This is a genomic window from Candidatus Vicinibacter proximus (assembly GCA_016713905.1).
Lineage (GTDB): Bacteria > Bacteroidota > Bacteroidia > Chitinophagales > Saprospiraceae > Vicinibacter > Vicinibacter proximus.
In genome coordinates this window covers 1,141,257-1,158,081 of sequence record JADJOE010000003.1, presented here as the reverse complement: position 1 = coordinate 1,158,081, position 16,825 = coordinate 1,141,257, and the positions used below count along the sequence as shown (strand labels likewise).

Annotated in this window: 27 protein-coding genes; 25 read left to right on the top strand and 2 right to left on the bottom strand. The window is 37.1% G+C overall.

Going from position 1 to position 16,825, the window contains the following annotated elements; translation table 11 throughout:
- Nucleotides 1-51: 51 nt before the first annotated feature.
- Complete coding sequence (locus IPJ83_13155; protein ID MBK7881496.1) at nucleotides 52-2,451, bottom strand: sulfatase-like hydrolase/transferase; 2,400 nt, start codon at nucleotides 2,449-2,451, stop codon at nucleotides 52-54.
- A complete protein-coding gene (locus IPJ83_13150) occupies nucleotides 2,448-2,903 on the bottom strand; it encodes a GNAT family N-acetyltransferase (protein ID MBK7881495.1) in 456 nt (151 codons plus the stop codon). The genes IPJ83_13155 and IPJ83_13150 overlap by 4 nt, the downstream gene beginning before the upstream one ends.
- A gap of 178 nt (nucleotides 2,904-3,081) precedes the next feature.
- Here IPJ83_13150 and IPJ83_13145 point away from each other — a divergent pair, with 178 nt between their 5' ends.
- From IPJ83_13145 to secY, 25 genes are all read left to right on the top strand, one after another.
- A complete protein-coding gene (locus IPJ83_13145; GenBank protein ID MBK7881494.1) occupies nucleotides 3,082-3,456 on the top strand; it encodes a 30S ribosomal protein S12 in 375 nt (124 codons plus the stop codon).
- Nucleotides 3,457-3,485: 29 nt separating this feature from the next.
- Nucleotides 3,486-3,953, top strand: a complete 468-nt coding sequence (gene rpsG / locus IPJ83_13140; protein MBK7881493.1) for a 30S ribosomal protein S7 — start codon at nucleotides 3,486-3,488, stop codon at nucleotides 3,951-3,953.
- A 12-nt stretch (nucleotides 3,954-3,965) separates the two neighbouring features.
- Nucleotides 3,966-6,119, top strand: a complete 2,154-nt coding sequence (gene fusA / locus IPJ83_13135; GenBank protein MBK7881492.1) for an elongation factor G — start codon at nucleotides 3,966-3,968, stop codon at nucleotides 6,117-6,119.
- Between the two features lie 27 nt (nucleotides 6,120-6,146).
- Nucleotides 6,147-6,455, top strand: a complete 309-nt coding sequence (rpsJ, locus tag IPJ83_13130; GenBank protein MBK7881491.1) for a 30S ribosomal protein S10 — start codon at nucleotides 6,147-6,149, stop codon at nucleotides 6,453-6,455.
- 89 nt (nucleotides 6,456-6,544) lie between these two features.
- Nucleotides 6,545-7,174, top strand: a complete 630-nt coding sequence (gene rplC / locus IPJ83_13125) for a 50S ribosomal protein L3 (GenBank protein MBK7881490.1) — start codon at nucleotides 6,545-6,547, stop codon at nucleotides 7,172-7,174.
- Nucleotides 7,174-7,800, top strand: coding sequence for a 50S ribosomal protein L4 (gene rplD, locus IPJ83_13120; protein ID MBK7881489.1), 627 nt, complete (start codon nucleotides 7,174-7,176; stop codon nucleotides 7,798-7,800). Before rplC ends, rplD begins: the two co-directional genes overlap by 1 nt.
- Before the next feature lie 5 nt (nucleotides 7,801-7,805).
- Nucleotides 7,806-8,102, top strand: a complete 297-nt coding sequence (gene rplW / locus IPJ83_13115) for a 50S ribosomal protein L23 (GenBank protein MBK7881488.1) — start codon at nucleotides 7,806-7,808, stop codon at nucleotides 8,100-8,102.
- Nucleotides 8,103-8,113: 11 nt separating this feature from the next.
- Complete coding sequence (gene rplB, locus IPJ83_13110) at nucleotides 8,114-8,941, top strand: 50S ribosomal protein L2 (GenBank protein ID MBK7881487.1); 828 nt, start codon at nucleotides 8,114-8,116, stop codon at nucleotides 8,939-8,941.
- Between the two features lie 30 nt (nucleotides 8,942-8,971).
- Nucleotides 8,972-9,235 carry a 30S ribosomal protein S19 gene (rpsS, locus tag IPJ83_13105; GenBank protein MBK7881486.1) on the top strand — a complete coding sequence of 88 codons (264 nt, stop codon included), beginning with the start codon at nucleotides 8,972-8,974 and terminating at the stop codon, nucleotides 9,233-9,235.
- Nucleotides 9,236-9,260: 25 nt separating this feature from the next.
- Complete coding sequence (gene rplV / locus IPJ83_13100) at nucleotides 9,261-9,614, top strand: 50S ribosomal protein L22 (protein ID MBK7881485.1); 354 nt, start codon at nucleotides 9,261-9,263, stop codon at nucleotides 9,612-9,614.
- A 23-nt stretch (nucleotides 9,615-9,637) separates the two neighbouring features.
- Nucleotides 9,638-10,378: a 30S ribosomal protein S3 gene (gene rpsC, locus IPJ83_13095; protein ID MBK7881484.1), complete on the top strand. Its 741-nt coding sequence runs from the start codon at nucleotides 9,638-9,640 to the stop codon at nucleotides 10,376-10,378.
- A 60-nt stretch (nucleotides 10,379-10,438) separates the two neighbouring features.
- Nucleotides 10,439-10,873, top strand: coding sequence for a 50S ribosomal protein L16 (rplP, locus tag IPJ83_13090; protein MBK7881483.1), 435 nt, complete (start codon nucleotides 10,439-10,441; stop codon nucleotides 10,871-10,873).
- A 5-nt stretch (nucleotides 10,874-10,878) separates the two neighbouring features.
- Nucleotides 10,879-11,073, top strand: coding sequence for a 50S ribosomal protein L29 (rpmC, locus tag IPJ83_13085; protein MBK7881482.1), 195 nt, complete (start codon nucleotides 10,879-10,881; stop codon nucleotides 11,071-11,073).
- Nucleotides 11,074-11,117: 44 nt separating this feature from the next.
- A complete protein-coding gene (gene rpsQ, locus IPJ83_13080; GenBank protein ID MBK7881481.1) occupies nucleotides 11,118-11,372 on the top strand; it encodes a 30S ribosomal protein S17 in 255 nt (84 codons plus the stop codon).
- A gap of 11 nt (nucleotides 11,373-11,383) precedes the next feature.
- The gene (gene rplN, locus IPJ83_13075) at nucleotides 11,384-11,749 is read left to right on the top strand and encodes a 50S ribosomal protein L14 (protein MBK7881480.1); all 366 of its coding nucleotides are present in this window, start codon (nucleotides 11,384-11,386) and stop codon (nucleotides 11,747-11,749) included.
- Between the two features lie 26 nt (nucleotides 11,750-11,775).
- A complete protein-coding gene (rplX, locus tag IPJ83_13070) occupies nucleotides 11,776-12,081 on the top strand; it encodes a 50S ribosomal protein L24 (protein ID MBK7881479.1) in 306 nt (101 codons plus the stop codon).
- On the top strand, nucleotides 12,081-12,638 hold the full coding sequence (gene rplE, locus IPJ83_13065) for a 50S ribosomal protein L5 (protein MBK7881478.1): 558 nt from the start codon (nucleotides 12,081-12,083) through the stop codon (nucleotides 12,636-12,638). The genes rplX and rplE overlap by 1 nt, the downstream gene beginning before the upstream one ends.
- A gap of 8 nt (nucleotides 12,639-12,646) precedes the next feature.
- A complete protein-coding gene (rpsN, locus tag IPJ83_13060) occupies nucleotides 12,647-12,916 on the top strand; it encodes a 30S ribosomal protein S14 (GenBank protein MBK7881477.1) in 270 nt (89 codons plus the stop codon).
- A gap of 23 nt (nucleotides 12,917-12,939) precedes the next feature.
- On the top strand, nucleotides 12,940-13,344 hold the full coding sequence (rpsH, locus tag IPJ83_13055; GenBank protein MBK7881476.1) for a 30S ribosomal protein S8: 405 nt from the start codon (nucleotides 12,940-12,942) through the stop codon (nucleotides 13,342-13,344).
- 22 nt (nucleotides 13,345-13,366) lie between these two features.
- Complete coding sequence (rplF, locus tag IPJ83_13050; protein MBK7881475.1) at nucleotides 13,367-13,918, top strand: 50S ribosomal protein L6; 552 nt, start codon at nucleotides 13,367-13,369, stop codon at nucleotides 13,916-13,918.
- A 16-nt stretch (nucleotides 13,919-13,934) separates the two neighbouring features.
- Nucleotides 13,935-14,273 (top strand): 50S ribosomal protein L18, encoded by a 339-nt coding sequence (locus IPJ83_13045; GenBank protein MBK7881474.1) that lies wholly within the window; start codon nucleotides 13,935-13,937, stop codon nucleotides 14,271-14,273.
- A gap of 17 nt (nucleotides 14,274-14,290) precedes the next feature.
- Nucleotides 14,291-14,812, top strand: a complete 522-nt coding sequence (rpsE, locus tag IPJ83_13040; GenBank protein ID MBK7881473.1) for a 30S ribosomal protein S5 — start codon at nucleotides 14,291-14,293, stop codon at nucleotides 14,810-14,812.
- 10 nt (nucleotides 14,813-14,822) lie between these two features.
- Complete coding sequence (gene rpmD, locus IPJ83_13035) at nucleotides 14,823-15,002, top strand: 50S ribosomal protein L30 (GenBank protein ID MBK7881472.1); 180 nt, start codon at nucleotides 14,823-14,825, stop codon at nucleotides 15,000-15,002.
- 2 nt (nucleotides 15,003-15,004) lie between these two features.
- Complete coding sequence (gene rplO / locus IPJ83_13030) at nucleotides 15,005-15,451, top strand: 50S ribosomal protein L15 (GenBank protein ID MBK7881471.1); 447 nt, start codon at nucleotides 15,005-15,007, stop codon at nucleotides 15,449-15,451.
- Nucleotides 15,452-15,459: 8 nt separating this feature from the next.
- Entirely contained in the window at nucleotides 15,460-16,821 is a 1,362-nt protein-coding gene (secY, locus tag IPJ83_13025; protein MBK7881470.1) for a preprotein translocase subunit SecY, read from the top strand.
- Nucleotides 16,822-16,825: the final 4 nt, after the last annotated feature.

Here is a 16,825-nt window from a genome sequence, read left to right as displayed (position 1 = left end):
TTTTGGCCTTGAATTTTAATCAATCAATATTGATATAATTGTTTTACCTGGCTATTGGGTATACACGACACATTTTAATTTTGCAAATTCAAAATGATTTTTCTTAGGATTTTCAAAGTAAAGGTGAAGTTTGGAACCATGCTCTTGGTGTTCTGGATAATCAATTTTTATGTGATATTGGAAATTGATTTGGTCGTAGGGAAAGTAAAGACTTGTTTTGTTGAAACAGCTGTCACAGCTATCTTTCCACTCGTAGCTGATTTGTGGGAATGATTCGGCATCGCTTATTCTGTTCAAAGACAAATCAAGAAAAAGGCTTTTTTTATTGTCAACATCAATCTCAGTGATAGGAAACTTTGCGTTATTGCTTCTAATTGTATCGGTCCGATACTGATTTAATAATACCTTCTGATTAAAAAAATTGAAAAACAAACTGTCAGGCATTAATTTGAAATTTAAACTGGCATTTTTACTTGCTGCTCTATAGATGATAAGTTTTTGTTTCATTTTGTCTAAAAGAACTTTATCATATATTTCACGAATTCGCATATCCTTATTTACCTTAAAAAGGTACTTTTCATTATAGAGGTAATAACCATTTGAATAAAAATCCACTATTTGACGATTATCGTTCATGAAAGCGTATTCCCCTTTTGTATCAAAGCTTTCACTAAAATTTATTTTGGATCCAAGGGCTGTAGAATATTGTGGGGTCTCTAATTTATAGTTCTTCTTAAGATAAGCTAAGATTGTTTCATATATATCCAAATGTGAGCTAAAACTTTCAAAGTGTTTCTTTTCTTTTAATTTTGGGGAGTAAATAATCATTGGCACCTTGTATTTGGTAAATGCATTCTCAATTGGCAATTCTGTCATAGGATGATCTCCAGTAAGAATAAAGATAGTGTTTTCAAAATCTGGTCTTTTTTTAAACTCTTCAAATAATATTTTATATGCATCGTCCACATTATATAAGGTCAAGTAAAAACGTTTGTATTTTTCGAAATGAATTTTATCACTTTTGTTTTTAAGCTTTGCCACAGCATTAGTATATTTTTCATGATACCCCATTGAATCTTTGATTATAAATGGTGAGTGTGAGGTGCCAGTAAATAATATATCAAGTCTGGGTTTGTTAATCAAGCTGTCAGTGGAAATAAGATATTGTCTGAAGAGATCTATGTCATTATAGCCCCAAACATATCTTTCTTCGCCAACCGAAATAGGTGAAAATATTTTTTGAAACTGATCCTTGTCTATTATTCTACCAGTATTGTTGAATTGGTAAAAATGTTTTTTATTATGAAACCATGCCCCTTGTCCATAATAGAAACTAGTTAGATAATTATTTTTATTTAAAACATTCATTAATGAAAAATGGTATGGATAAGTTTGCATTAAGGTAAATCCCATTTCTCCGTATGGCAATGAGGCACTAAGACAAGGGTTAGCTGCAAAAGATCTTTCACCAAGCGTTAGAAAATTACTCCAATATAAACTTTCTTTCGACAAACTATCCAGGAAGGGCATAAAGTGGACTCCACGAATTGGGTGGAGAAAATATTCTGACAAACTTTCTGTAATTAGAATGACAATATTTGGAGGTGATTTGAATTTATTTAGTAATGGGCCAAAGTTGTCCTCATCATTAAATTGATGCAAGAACGGGTATTGAGAATTTATATACCCTTCCCTTGGAAATTGTTCTTGGTAACGAAGTGAAGACGATTCAACTGGTGGTTCAAAATACCTGGATGTCTTTGATAAGACAATTTTTGAATAAAAGTGGAAAGACTTATTGGTAAACAAATCCCTCGATACTGGAATTTTGGCGAATTCTTTATATATACTAAATAGACTTATGAAGGCTATACCTATTAATAAGGAGTATTTAAACCATTTTGAAGAACATCTAATGGATTTAAGTGAATATTGAAGTACAGTCCAAAGCAAAATGCTCAAGAACAAGGCAATCAATACTCTTCTTAAGGTGACACCTGAAGTTGCATACGAAAAGGCTACTTCACTTGGTTGATGGTTAAAAAGAAAAATATCCAAAGGTCTCATTTGGTAGAAAAAATACTCCAGTATGATCAAATGACCTATGATGAAAAGGAATACCGTATTTTCAAAAATCCTAATCCCAAGCTTGTTTTTCTGCCGAAAAAGAAATTTATATAGTGGATAGGATGATCCTAAAATCCCAATCGCTAGCATCAAGTCCATAATCATCCCAAGGGCTTCGGATTTCCAAAGTTTGTTAGGATTAAATAAATAGTTGACAACCAATGATTCATAGATCCTTAAGGAGATTAAGAAGAACAGGACCATAAGACACAATGCCATAAATGCCTCATAAGAATGAAGCGCCTGTGAAGTTCTTAACGGTTTAAATCTCCTTATTGGCTTCGAAAGGGAGTCTTTGAGTTTCAAATACCTCTTGCTCGTCACTGCTTCATATTTAGATAGATAACACCATTTTCCCAGCCTTTGACAAAAATACTCCCATATTTATTGTAAAATTTTTTAGCCGATTCATTCCAATCCAATACTTGCCACTTTAACATTTTTGCGCCCAAAACACAAGCCTGATCCAAAATTGCTTCAAAAAGAATTTTTCCAAGACCTTTACCTCTGTATTCCTCTTTTACATAGAAATCTTCCAAATAGATAGTGTAGCCATTCCAGGTGGAAAAATAGGAAAAATACAAGGCCATACCTACAATGCCTTTTTCCGGAACTTCTATCACATAGCCATCAAATACTCCTTTTTGAAAATTCTCCTCAAAATCTTCAGGACAAGTCTTTACTGAAGTTGCTGACTTTTCAAATACAGCTAATTCCATTACCAATTCAAATATACTGAAAGAATCTCCTTTCTGCATTTTTCGGAGGGTTATCATGTCTTTTTTATTTAATTTGTTGTTAAGCTGCAAAGCTATTGATAAAAATCTTTAACTGATTTTGTGAATATTGAAAAGTATATTACCTTTGCGTCTCCTTATGGAATAGGTATGTCTATAAGGTATTGATTTTGAACTTAATAAGTTTATATACCAAAAGATAAAGAGATATTAAAGTATGCCTACAATTAATCAGTTAATCCGAAAAGGACGCGAAATAGTTGAATACAAGAGCAAATCAAGGGCTCTTCAGTCAAATCCTCAGAAAAGGGGAGTTTGTACACGTGTTTATACGACAACGCCTAAAAAACCAAACTCAGCACTGAGAAAGGTGGCTAAGGTGCGATTGGTTAATGGGATAGAGGTGATCTGTTATATTCCAGGAGAAGGGCATAATTTGCAAGAACACTCCATCGTGTTGGTAAGAGGAGGAAGGGTAAAAGATCTTCCTGGGGTACGATATACTATAGTACGTGGGGCCCTGGATACCGCCGGAGTTAATAATCGAAAGAAAAGTAGATCAAAATACGGGTCTAAACGACCTAAAAAATAAGTCAACCATTAAGCTTATATTTAAAAATAATGAGAAAGCATAAACCAAAGAAGAGAATTTTGGAACCGGATCCTAGGTTTGGGGATACCATGGTTACCCAATTTGTGAATAATATGCTTTGGCAGGGGAAGAAAAGTACTGCATACAGTATATTTTATTCTGCCATGGATCAAGTGGAAGCGAAAACCACTGAAAATCCTCATGAAGTATGGAAAAGGGCTTTAGGTAATGTAATGCCACATATAGAAGTAAGGCCAAAAAGGATTGGAGGTGCGACGTTTCAAATACCAATGGAAATGAGACCTTCAAGAAAGCTTTCCATTGGAATTAAATGGTTAATTAAATATTCCAGGGCTAGAGCAGGAAAAGGTATGGCCGATAAATTGGCTGCCGAAGTAATTGCTGCTGCCAAAGGTGAAGGTGCAGCAGTAAAGAAAAAAGAAGATACTCATAAAATGGCTGAATCAAACAGAGCCTTTGCGCATTTTAAAGTTTAATATTCAAGAATAATGGCTAAAGATTTAAGATACCTCAGAAACATTGGAATTGCTGCTCACATTGATGCCGGTAAGACAACTACTACTGAACGTATTTTGTACTATACAGGTTTGACCCACAAAATTGGAGAGGTGCACGATGGCGCTGCTACAATGGACTGGATGGCTCAGGAGCAGGAAAGAGGTATTACAATTACTTCTGCTGCTACGCAAACTAATTGGAGTTGGAAAAATCAACCTTATATTGTAAACATTATTGACACCCCGGGGCACGTTGACTTCACAGTAGAAGTAAATCGTAGCTTAAGGGTTCTTGATGGACTTGTATTCTTATTTAGTGCTGTGGATGGAGTAGAACCACAGTCTGAAACAAACTGGCGATTAGCAGATAATTACAAAGTTCCCAGGTTGGGATTTGTGAACAAAATGGATAGGCAAGGGGCTGACTTTTTTATGGTGGTAAATCAGGTAAAAAAGATGTTGGGATCAAATGCCGTTCCACTTCAGGTTCCAATAGGCGCTGAAGAACATTTTACCGGAGTGGTTGACCTTATAACCAACAAGGCGATTATTTGGGATGAGGAATCGAGGGGAATGACTTATAAGGAAATCCCAATTCCAGAAGATATTAAAGATACAGTTCAGGAGTATCGTCAGCAATTGATTGAGAATATTGCTGAATACGATGATGATTTATTGATTAAGTTTTTTGACGATCCGGAATCTATTACAGAAGAGGAAATGATTAATGCTATTCGTGCCGCAGTTTGCGACATGAAGTTTGTTCCAATGATGTGCGGTTCGGCCTTTAAAAATAAAGGTGTACAAGCAGTACTTGATGCAGTATGTGCATTTCTGCCTAGTCCACTAGATGTTGAGGCTGTCAAAGGTATCAACCCAAAAAATGATGAGGAATTGATTAGGAGACCATCTGTAGATGAACCTTTTTCTGCCCTTGCATTCAAAGTAGCTACCGATCCATTTGTAGGACGTTTGGTCTTTATACGGGTATATTCAGGAAGACTTGATGCCGGATCTTATGTGATGAAGGTTCGTTCCGAAAAAGATAAGGTTACAACAGACAAAGAAAGAATTTCCAGGTTGTTTTTAATGCATGCAAATGATAGAAAATCTATTGAGTATGTCGAAGCTGGAGATATCGCTGCTGCAGTAGGTTTTAAGGATATTAAGACGGGAGATACATTATGTGATGAAGCCCATCCTATTATTCTTGAAGCAATGAATTTTCCGGAACCGGTAATTTCAATTGCTGTGGAGCCTAAAACTCAAAAAGATCAAGACAAACTTGGAATGTCTTTGGCTAAATTGGCTGAAGAAGATCCTACTTTCAGAGTATTTACAGACGAAAATACCGGTCAAACCATTATCAGTGGAATGGGTGAGTTACACCTTGAAATCATTGTAGATAGGTTGAGAAGAGAGTTCAATGTGGAATGTAACCAAGGAGCGCCTCAGGTTAATTATAAAGAATCTCTTACCAAGACAATAGAGCACAGAGAAAGATTAAAAAAGCAAACGGGAGGATCTGGTTTATTTGCCGATATGGCGTTCAGCATAGGCCCTGCAGATGAGGAATTTGTAAACAGTGAAGAATTTAAAGCAGGAAAATCCAGAATGCAATTCGTTTGGGATATTTTTGGTGGTGCAATTGATAAATCTTATATGCCTGCCATAACCAAAGGATTTGAGTCAATGATGAATCAAGGCATATTGGCCGGATACAACATTGAAAGTATGAAAATCCGGGTTTATGACGGTTCGATGCATGCTGTCGATTCCAAACCACAGGCATTTGAATTGTGTGCAAAAGATGGTTTTAGAGAAGCGGCGCCAAAAACAAATCCACAAATACTTGAGCCGATCATGAAATTGGAGGTAATTACTCCAGAAGATTATGTTGGTCCGGTGATTGGCGATTTAAATAGAAGAAGAGGACTCCCAAAAGGACAAGAGCCAAGGATGGGGGGAGCTGTTGCAATACAAGCAGAGGTTCCACTTTCAGAGATGTTTGGTTATGTAACTCAATTGAGGACCATTACTTCTGGTAGAGCAAGTTCGACAATGGAGTTTTCTCATTATTCCCCTGTGCCAAAGCAGATTGCTGAAGAGGTAATTGCTAAGGCTAAAGGAAATATAAAAGTTTAAAATTTTAACATAAATTAAATATAAGGCATGAATCAAAAAATTCGGATAAAGCTCCGGTCTTATGACCACAATTTGGTGGACAAAAGTACCGAGAAGATTGTCAAAACTGTCCGCAATAGTGGTGCAGTTGTTGCCGGTCCGATTCCGCTGCCAACTGAGAAAGAAATATTTACAGTGTTACGTTCTCCACATGTAAATAAGAAAGCTCGTGAGCAGTTTCAGCTTCGGACACACAAGCGTTTGATTGAGATTTACACACCGACTCCAAAGACAGTCGATGCGTTATCAAAACTCGAACTGCCTAGCGGCGTTGACATACAAGTTAAGTTATCCTAATTTCTTATTGTACTAAAAATTATTTTTTAGTATCTGAATTCTTTTTTAAGACTTCAGGTGCTAGGAATTAACAATAAAACTTATTTACCGTGAATGGAATAATCGGAACAAAGGTTGGAATGACAAGCATCTATGCAGCAGATGGCAAAGCCATCGCATGTACAGTTGTTGAGGCATCACCTAATATCGTTACCCAAGTTAAGACAGAAGATTCAGATGGATATTCTGCGCTTCAGGTGTCTTATGGGGAGGCCAGAGCAAAAAATGCGAACAAAGCGATAACTGGTCACTACTTAAAATCTAATACAACCCCAAAGAAAAAATCCTTGGAGTTTAAAAATATCCCAGGAAATAAGAACCTTGGCGATGAGATAAGTATATCAGATATTTTTACTGAAGGAGATACTGTTCATGCAATTGGTTTTACGAAGGGGAAGGGTTTTCAGGGTGTTGTAAAGAGACATGGTTTTGGTGGAGTTCAGAACGCTACCCATGGTCAGCATAACAGAGGACGAGCTCCAGGTTCAATTGGTGCTTCATCCTACCCATCAAAAGTTGTTAAAGGATTAAGAATGGCTGGTCGTCAAGGTGTTGAACAGGTAAAAGTTAAGAACCTTAAAATAGCCAGAATATTAGGAGAAAAAAATCTTTTGTTGATCCGTGGAGCTATTCCTGGTCACAAGGGTTCTATTGTTGTTATCGAAAAAAGCACTAGGTAATGAAGATTGATGTTCTAAATACTCAAGGGCAAACTACAGGAAGAAGTATCGATCTTCCCGAATCCATTTTTGGAATTGAGCCAAATACTCATGTTATTTATCTGGCAGTTAAGGAATACTTAGCTAATCAGAGGCAGGGTACCCATGATTCAACCGAAAGGGGAGATGTACACCGTACCACTAAAAAGTTCAAAAGGCAAAAAGGTACCGGTGGAGCCAGAGCAGGATCCTTAAAAAATCCTATGTTTAAAGGAGGAGGACGTGCTTTTGGACCACATCCAAGGGATTACTCTCAAAAACTAAATAAGAAAGTAAAGATATTGGCAAGAAAGTCTGCACTTTCCCAGTTACTTACCAATAACAAAATAAAAGTTGTTGAAGATTTTAGTTTTGCTGCGCCAAAGACAAGCGAATTTTTGAGCATTCTTAAAAATCTTGGATTATCGACTTCTAAAACTTTGGTAGTTACTCCTGACCATAATGAAACAACTTTCCTTTCTGGAAGGAATCTGGCAAAAACCAAATTAAAAGTAGCTGCTGACCTCAGCACCTATGAAATATTAAATTGTCAGACTTTGTTGTTAACAGAGTCTAGTATTCAAAAAATTACGGAAACTTTAAGCTAATAGTTATGACCAAACAAATTTTAGTGAGACCAGTCATTACTGAGAAAGCAGAAAAGCTTTCGAGTAAGCGCAACCAATATACCTTCATTGTCCATAGGGATAGCAATAAGATTGAAATCCAGAAAAGTGTTGCTGCAACATACAATGTAAAAGTTGAATCAGTTAATACCTTGGTCATTGCTGGCAAGTCAGTAGTAAGAAATACTAAGCGTGCTGTTTTAAAAGGAAGGAAACCTGCTTACAAGAAAGCTGTAGTTACGCTTGCAGCCGGTGAAGAAATTAACATTTTTAGTGAAGAGTAAAACTAAGTGATATGCCAGTTAAAAAATTAAAACCTGTTACTCCGGGTACCCGATTTAGGGTTGCAAATACCTTCGAAGAGCTTACTACGGATGTACCTGAAAAATCCTTGTTGGCTCCTATGTCTGGAACAGGAGGACGAAACAATCAAGGGCGTCGTACTACTAGACATAGAGGAGGAGGTCATAAACAAAAATATAGATTGATTGACTTCTTAAGAAATAAAGATGGGATCCATGCTACTGTGAAGAGCATTGAATACGATCCGAATCGTACTGCATTTATTGCTCTTTTAGTATATGCCGATGGTGAAAAAAGATACATTTTAGCACCACAAGGTTTGAAGGTAGGGACTAAGGTAATCAGTGGTCCTGGAGCAGCTCCTGAAATAGGAAATGCTTTGTTGCTGGCTGAAGTTCCACTTGGTTCTAGCATTCACTCTATAGAGTTACATCCCGGTCAGGGAGCGGCGTTGGTAAGATCAGCCGGCACTGCAGCCACTATGATGGGAAAGGAAGATCGGTATGCAGTGGTTAAAATGCCATCTGGTGAAGTCAGAAGAATTCTCATGTCTTGTAAGGCAACTATTGGTTCTACATCCAATCCTGACCATGCGCTTGAAGCAATTGGAAAAGCAGGTAGATACCGATGGCTTGGATTTAAATCCAGGTCAAGAGGTGTTGCGATGAACCCAGTAGATCACCCAATGGGTGGAGGGGAAGGTAGATCTTCCGGAGGTCAGCCTAGATCAAGAAATGGTCAGTTTTCTAAAGGACTCAAGACTAGAAGTCCTCATAAGCATTCTGACAATCTTATAGTTTCTAAGAGAAAAACGAAATAAAGTTAATTATTAAACCACCATTGAAAAAATATGGCAAGATCAATTAAAAAAGGACCTTACGTTTACCATAAATTACTGGATAAGGTTCTTAAAGCTAAGGAAACCAATAAAAAATCTGTAATTAAAACATGGAGCAGAGCATCTATGATTATTCCGGATATGGTTGGAGAAACGATTGCTGTACATAATGGTAAATCTTTTATACCAGTGTATGTTTCTGAGAATATGGTAGGACATAAGTTAGGTGAATTTTCTCCTACTCGAACATTCAAAGGGCATTCCGGTAACCGTTAATTTTAAATACAAGGGAAATAAGAATATGGAAGCAGTAGCTAAATTAAGAAATTGCCCGATGTCTCCCAGAAAGATGAGACTGGTCGTAGACCTCATCAGGGGAAAGAAGGTAAATCAGGCTTTAAGCATTCTCAAGTATACTAAAAAGGAAGCTTCAGGGTGGTTAGAAAAACTTCTTTTATCGGCCATAAACAATTGGGAGCAAAAACATGGGGAAGGTGAAGCAGATAATCATGATCTTATTGTTAAAACCGCATTTGTGGATGGAGGGGCAGTAATCAAGAGATTTCAGCCTGCGCCACACGGACGTGCACATAGGATCAGAAAACGGAGGAATCATGTGACATTGATTGTAGCTTCTCAAAACAAATCAAATTAATAGCTTTATTAAATAACAAATTAATGGGTCAAAAAGCAAATCCAATTGGTAACCGATTAGGAATCATCAGAGGATGGGAATCTAACTGGTTTGGTGGACATAATATGGCACAAAAAGTAGTCGAAGATGAAAAAATCAGAAACTATCTCAATGCCAGAATTCCTAAGGGAGGAATAGCCCGGATAGTGATTGAGCGTACTTTAAAGCGCATCACTGTTTCCATCCAAACTTCTAGACCAGGTATTATTATTGGGAAGGGAGGAACAGAAGTGGATAGAATTCGTGAGGAGCTTAAAAAGTTGTCCGATCAAGATGTTCAAATCAACATCATTGAGATCCGTAAGCCAGAATTAGATGCAGCTATTGTTGGGGACTCTGTTGCAAAACAAATTGAATCCAGGATAAATTATAGAAGAGCTATAAAAATGGCTATTCAATCCACCATCAGGGCTGGTGCTGAAGGAGTAAAGATTCGTGTTTCCGGTCGATTGAACGGAGCCGAAATGGCCAGATCAGAAGAATATAAAGAAGGACGTATTCCTTTGCATACCTTCAGAGCCGATATAGATTATTCAATTAAGGAGGCCCTTACTGTATATGGTAAAATTGGAATAAAAGTTTGGATTTGTAAGGGAGAAGTATTTACCAAGAGAGATCTTTCACCATTGGTGGGCGTTACCAAAAAAGAGACAAAACCATTTAAAGGTGGAGGCAGGCCAGAAAGACCCGGAGGAGGTGAAGGTAGAAGGGATAAAAGGAGATAATATTCAATAAATTGTTGTAATTTTGCAACTCTTTTTTAAAAAGACAAATAGTTTAAAGTCATGTTACAGCCTAAACGACTGAAATACAGGAAACAACAAAAGGGTAGAAACAAGGGAGATGCTCATAGAGGGCATACTATAGCTTTTGGTTCTTTTGGTTTGAAATCCCTTGATGGAGCAAGATTAACTAACCGACAGATTGAGGCTGCGAGGATAGCTATGACTCGTCACATGAAAAGAGAAGGATCAGTTTGGATCAGGATATTTCCTGATAGACCAGTAACTGCAAAACCGGCCGAGGTAAGGATGGGTAAAGGTAAAGGAGCTTTGGATCATTATGTTGCAATCATTAAACCGGGCACGATTATGTTCGAAATGGATGGTGTTCCATTTAATGTTGCGGAGGAGGCTTTTAATCTTGCAGCACAAAAGTTACCGGTTTTAACTAAAATGGTAGTTAGAAGGGATTATCAAAATGTAGTATCAAATTCATAATTGTTATGGGGCTTAAAAAATATTCCGATATCATAAATACCGACCTTGAGACTCTAGAAAGAGATCTTAAGGTGGCAAAAGATAACCTTCATAAGTTAAGGTTTGAACATAAGGTAAAAGGATTATCTAATCCTTCAGTTATCAGGCACTTAAGAAGAGAAATTGCCCAGATGAATACTGAGTTAACGAAAAGAAAATAATTATCAAGTCACTCATAGAAGACACAATTAATATAATCTCCAGCATGGAAAGAAATCTTCGAAAACAAAGAGTTGGTGTAGTAAGCAGCAATAAAATGGAAAAGACAATTGCAGTCACCATTCAGCAAAGACTTTTGCATCCAAAATATGGCAAATACGTAAAGAAAAACAAGAAGTATTATGCCCATGATGAAAAAAATGAATGCAATGTTGGTGATTTGGTAAAAATCATGGAAACGAGGCCGCTTAGTAAATTAAAATGCTGGCGACTTGTAGAAATAATTAAGAAAGGTGAATAAAAAACAGCGTTATGATACAACAAGAAAGCAGGCTTAGGGTAGCAGATAATAGTGGCGCAAAGGAAGTTTTGTGTATTAGGGTTTTGGGAGGTACTGCCAGAAGGTATGCCTCATTAGGAGACAAAATTGTCGTTTCTGTAAAATCAGCTTCACCAGGTGGGGTAAAAAAGGGGACAGTCTCAAAAGCAGTGATTGTTCGAACTGCGAAGGAAGTAAAAAGGAGAGACGGTTCATACATCCGATTTGATGATAACGCAGTTGTTCTTTTGAATGCTAATGATGAGCCTAGAGGAACCAGGATTTTTGGTCCTGTGGCCAGAGAGTTAAGGGAAAAGGATTATATGAGAATTGTTTCCTTGGCACCCGAAGTTTTATAATTAAAGTTAAGATCCAGGTGATGAAACTGAAAATTAAAAAAGGAGATACCGTACAGGTTATTGCAGGTTCCCAAAAAGGAAAAAAGGGTACCGTTGTTTCTGTTTTGAAAGAAGTAAACAGGGCAGTTGTAGAGGGGGTAAATATTGTGAAAAAACATATGAAACCTACAAATAACAATCCCGGTGGGATTGTCGAAATGTCAGCCCCTTTGCATATTTCTAATTTATCCTTATTAGACCCCAAATCTGGAAAACCAACCAGGGTTGGTTACCGTGAGGAAAAGGGAGTTAAGGTTAGGTTTTCTAAAAAATCCAATGAAATCATTAAGTAATGAGTTACGTACCAAGATTAGCAGAATTTTATAAAAAGAATGTGGTTCCTGCGCTCATGGAGCAGTACAAGTACGGATCAGTTATGGAAGTTCCAAGATTGGTCAAAATCAGCATCAATCAAGGTATCGGTGCAGCCACTCAAGATAAAAAACTAATTGATGTTGCTTTGGGCGAATTAAGTATCATAACTGGCCAAAAACCGGTTGCTACTTATTCTAAAAAGGCCATTTCAAATTTTAAGTTGAGGGAAAAGATGCCAATTGGTGTTAAAGTAACCTTGAGGTCTCAAAAAATGTATGAATTCCTTGACAGGTTTATTACCGTAGCCTTACCAAGGGTACGTGATTTTAGGGGGATCAATGACAATAGTTTTGATGGTAGAGGTAATTATACTTTAGGAATTACTGAGCAGATAATTTTTCCGGAAATTGATCTAGATAAAATCAATAAGATTGCCGGAATGGATATAACTTTTGTGACTACTGCTAAAACAGATGCAGAGGCTTATACATTGTTAAAAGAATTGGGACTTCCATTTAAAAACGCTAAGAATTAATATCGAATATGTCAAAGAAATCAATCATAGCAAGGCAACATAAGCGAGAAAGAATGGTCGCAAAGTTTGCTGATTTAAGGGCAAAACTGAAGAAAGAAGGTGATTGGGATGCTTTGGATAAGCTTCCAAAAAATAGTTCAGCTGTCAGATTAAAAAACAGATGTCAATTGACAGGAAGACCTAAAGGATATATGAGGAGATTCGGTCTTTCAAGAAACGTATTTCGATTGATGGCTCTGGATGGAAAGATTCCTGGAATTACAAAAGCAAGTTGGTAAAAATTTAATAAGAATAGTTTATTATGATAGTTACAGATCCTATTGCAGATTTTCTTACACGAATTAGAAATGCCCAGGCAGCTGGACATAGAGTAGTGGAAATTCCTGCTTCTGCACTTAAAAAGACACTTACAGAGATTCTATACAATTATGGCTATATTTTGAAATATACCTTTGTTGAAACTGAAAACAAACAAGGTGCTATCAAGATTGCCTTGAAGTATGATACCATCACTAAATTACCTGTAATTAGAGAGTTGGTTAGAGTAAGCAGGCCAGGCAGAAGAATTTATAAGCCAGCCGATGATTTACCTAAAGTTATAAATGGATTAGGAATTTCACTTATCTCCACTTCGAAGGGCATTATGACAGACAAAGAAGCCAGAAAACAGCATGTAGGAGGGGAAGTATTGTGTTACGTTTGTTAAGGTTGATAAAAGTTAAATCAATATGTCAAGGATTGGTAAAAAAATCATTTCGATACCGAGTGGGGTCGAAGTAAGTATAGAAAAAAACAGGATCACAGCAAAAGGGCCGAAAGGTTCGTTAACTCAAGTGATAGATCCTGATATGAGTCTCAGTATTGATGGGGGGATACTAAATGTTACTCGTCCGACTGAACAAAAACGCCACAAATCACTTCATGGACTTACCAGAGCGTTGGTTAGTAATTTAATTACCGGTGTTTCTGATGGTTTTACTAAAGAAATGGAGTTAGTCGGTGTGGGATTTCGTGTTTCCAATACAGGAAATCTGCTTGAAGTTTCCGTTGGATATTCACATCCAATAATGTTCTATGTTCCGGATGATATCAAAGTAGAAACATTAACTGAAAAGGGACAAAATCCTAAAATTATTTTAAAGGGATCTGACAAACAGCTTTTAGGTCAGGTGTGCGCTAAAATTAGATCCTTCAAAAAACCTGAGCCTTTCAAAGGAAAAGGTATCAAGTTTGCCGGAGAAATTTTGAGAAGAAAGGCTGGTAAGTCAGCTGGTAAATAATTATAATTCCTTTTGTATGAAAAATAGTTTAGAAAAAAGGCAGAGTGTAAAATTTAGGATTCGGAGGAAAATCAACGGTTCTCCTGAACGTCCAAGGTTGTCTGTTTATAAAAGCAATAAATTAATTTATTGTCAATTGGTAGATGATACAAAGGGCCATACTATCTGTGCAGCCACATCTAAAGGATTAACAGTAAACAAAACTGAACAAGCTAAGGAAGTTGGTAAAATGATTGCTCAAAAAGCAATTGAGCATAACATTAACACTATTGTGTTTGATAGAAACGGTTATATTTATCACGGTCGTGTAAAAGCTTTGGCTGAAGGAGCACGTGAAGGTGGACTTAATTTTTAATTATTCATTGAAATTTTATGGCTAAAACGAATGTTGTCAGAGTTAAAGTTGCAGAAACTGAACTAAAAGATAAATTGGTCGCATTAAACCGTGTTGCGAAAGTAACCAAGGGGGGAAGAACTTTTAGTTTTTCTGCATTGGTTGTAGTTGGTGATGGCCATGGCACTGTAGGTCAAGGGTTGGGTAAAGCTCGTGAGGTATCAGATGCCATTTCTAAAGCTGTAGACGATGCCAAGAAAAATATGGTAAAAGTTTACATCCACAAAGGCACAATTCCACATGACCAGCATGGTAAATTTGGAGCAGGAAAGGTGTTTATCAAACCGGCTTCCGACGGTACTGGCGTAATTGCTGGAGGTGCAATGAGGGCAGTTCTGGAAATCGCTGGAGTGCACAATGTTTTGGCGAAGTCTAATGGTTCTTCTAATCCGCATAATGTTGTAAAGGCTACTATTGATGCCTTGACCAAAATTAGAAGTCCTTACGAAGTTGCAAAATCAAGGAAACTTGAAGTAGAAAAGGTTTTTGAAGGTATTTAATCAGGTAATTATGTCAAGAGTTAGAATAGTTCAAGTAAAGAGCATTATCAAGACAAGTGCTAGACAAAAGCAAACAATCGAGGCTTTGGGATTGCGCAATGTACACGATGCAGTAGAATTGGATATGAATCCTGCCATCATGGGTATGGTAGAGAAAGTAAAACATTTAGTCACAGTTGAAAAGATCTGATCATGGAATTACACAATCTTAAACCAGCAAAAGGAGCAATTCACAGAGAAAAGCGAATTGCAAGAGGAGAAGGATCTGGCCACGGCGGAACTGCTACAAAAGGTCACAAAGGGGCAAAGTCTCGCTCTGGTGTTAAAGTCAAGCGTGGTTTTGAAGGTGGACAGACTCCGATGCACAGGAGGTTACCTAAAATTGGTTTTAAAAATATTTCTCGTATTGAGTTTAGGGTTATAAATCTTGATCAGTTAGCCGATTATGCACAACTGAATGATACAAAGACTTTCGACTCAGAAATTTTTAACCAACTTGGTGTTTGTAAGCCTAGTGAAAAGATAAAACTATTGGCAAGGGGAGAAGCTGCTGCAAATTTAAATTTAAAAGTTCATGCATGCTCTCAAGCAGCGATGGATAAAATTAAAGCCGCAGGAGGTTCTGTAGAACTCATATAATATAAATCATGAAAAAATTTATAGAAACCTTACAAAATATTTGGAGTATAAAGGAATTAAGAGATAAGATTCTTTTCACTTTTGCTCTATTAGCAGTTTTTCGTGCAGGATCATTTATCGTTTTACCTGGTGTGATACCAGGTGTACTTTCAAATGCATCTAATAGCAGTAATAGTTTGTTTGGTTTGATCAACACTTATACAGGAGGAGCTTTTAATCAAGCTTCTATCTTTGCATTAGGTATTATGCCTTATATTACCTCCTCTATTATAGTTCAATTGTTGGGTTTTGCGGTCCCTTATTTTCAAAGACTTCAACAAAAAGAGGGGGAATCGGGTAGACGTAAGTTGAATCAAATAACACGTATTCTTACAGTTTTCATTACATTGGTTCAAGGTGGGGGTTATCTTACCTATATCCAATCTATTGGTGCAGTAGCGCCTGATGTAAGTCCCTTTATCTTTTGGTTCTCCAATAGTATTATTCTAGCAACCGGAACTATATTCTCAATGTGGTTAGGTGAAAGAATTACGGACAGGGGTATTGGCAATGGGGTTTCCATGATCATTATGATAGGGATTATTGCTGCACTACCTGGTGCCTTCAGTTTTGAAATCCAGTCCCAATTGTCTAATAATGGTTTGATCCTTTTCATATTCGAATTGGTGATCTTGTTTTTGACAATAATTGCTTCGATTTTGGTGGTACAGGGTGTAAGGAAAATTCCAATTCAATTTGCTAAAAGAATGGTCGGAAGAGGCGGTGGCGCCATGCCTGTTCAAACGGACAGGGATTATATTCCATTAAAAGTTAATGCCGCTGGAGTAATGCCTATAATCTTTGCTCAAGCGATCATGTTTCTTCCTTTGACTGCTGTACAATATGTTACGGGAGATCCAAGTGTCGGAAGTTCAGGTGTTATGAGGACACTTACTGACCCGTATGGATTTTGGCACAATTTTATAACCTTTGTTTTAGTTGTTGGATTTACATATGTTTATACAGCTTTAATAGTGAATCCCCAAAATTACGCGGAGTATTTGAAAAGGAATAATGCCTTCATTCCTGGGATCAAACCTGGTCCGGATACAGAAGAATATATTGATACAACAACAACAAGAATAACATTACCTGGATCTGTTTTTCTTGGAATAATTACTATCCTTCCAGCGATTGCAGTTTTGTTTGGTGTAAACCAGCAATTTGCCAGATTTTTTGGAGGATCGTCTATTCTGATCTTAGTTGGCGTTGTTCTGGATACCTTAGCCCAAATTGAGTCTTATTTATTAATGAGAAAATACGACGGACTAGTGAAGTCCGGTAGAATAGAAGGAAGGAGTTCAACCGGAATGGGTCCTGTTGTCGGTTAAAACC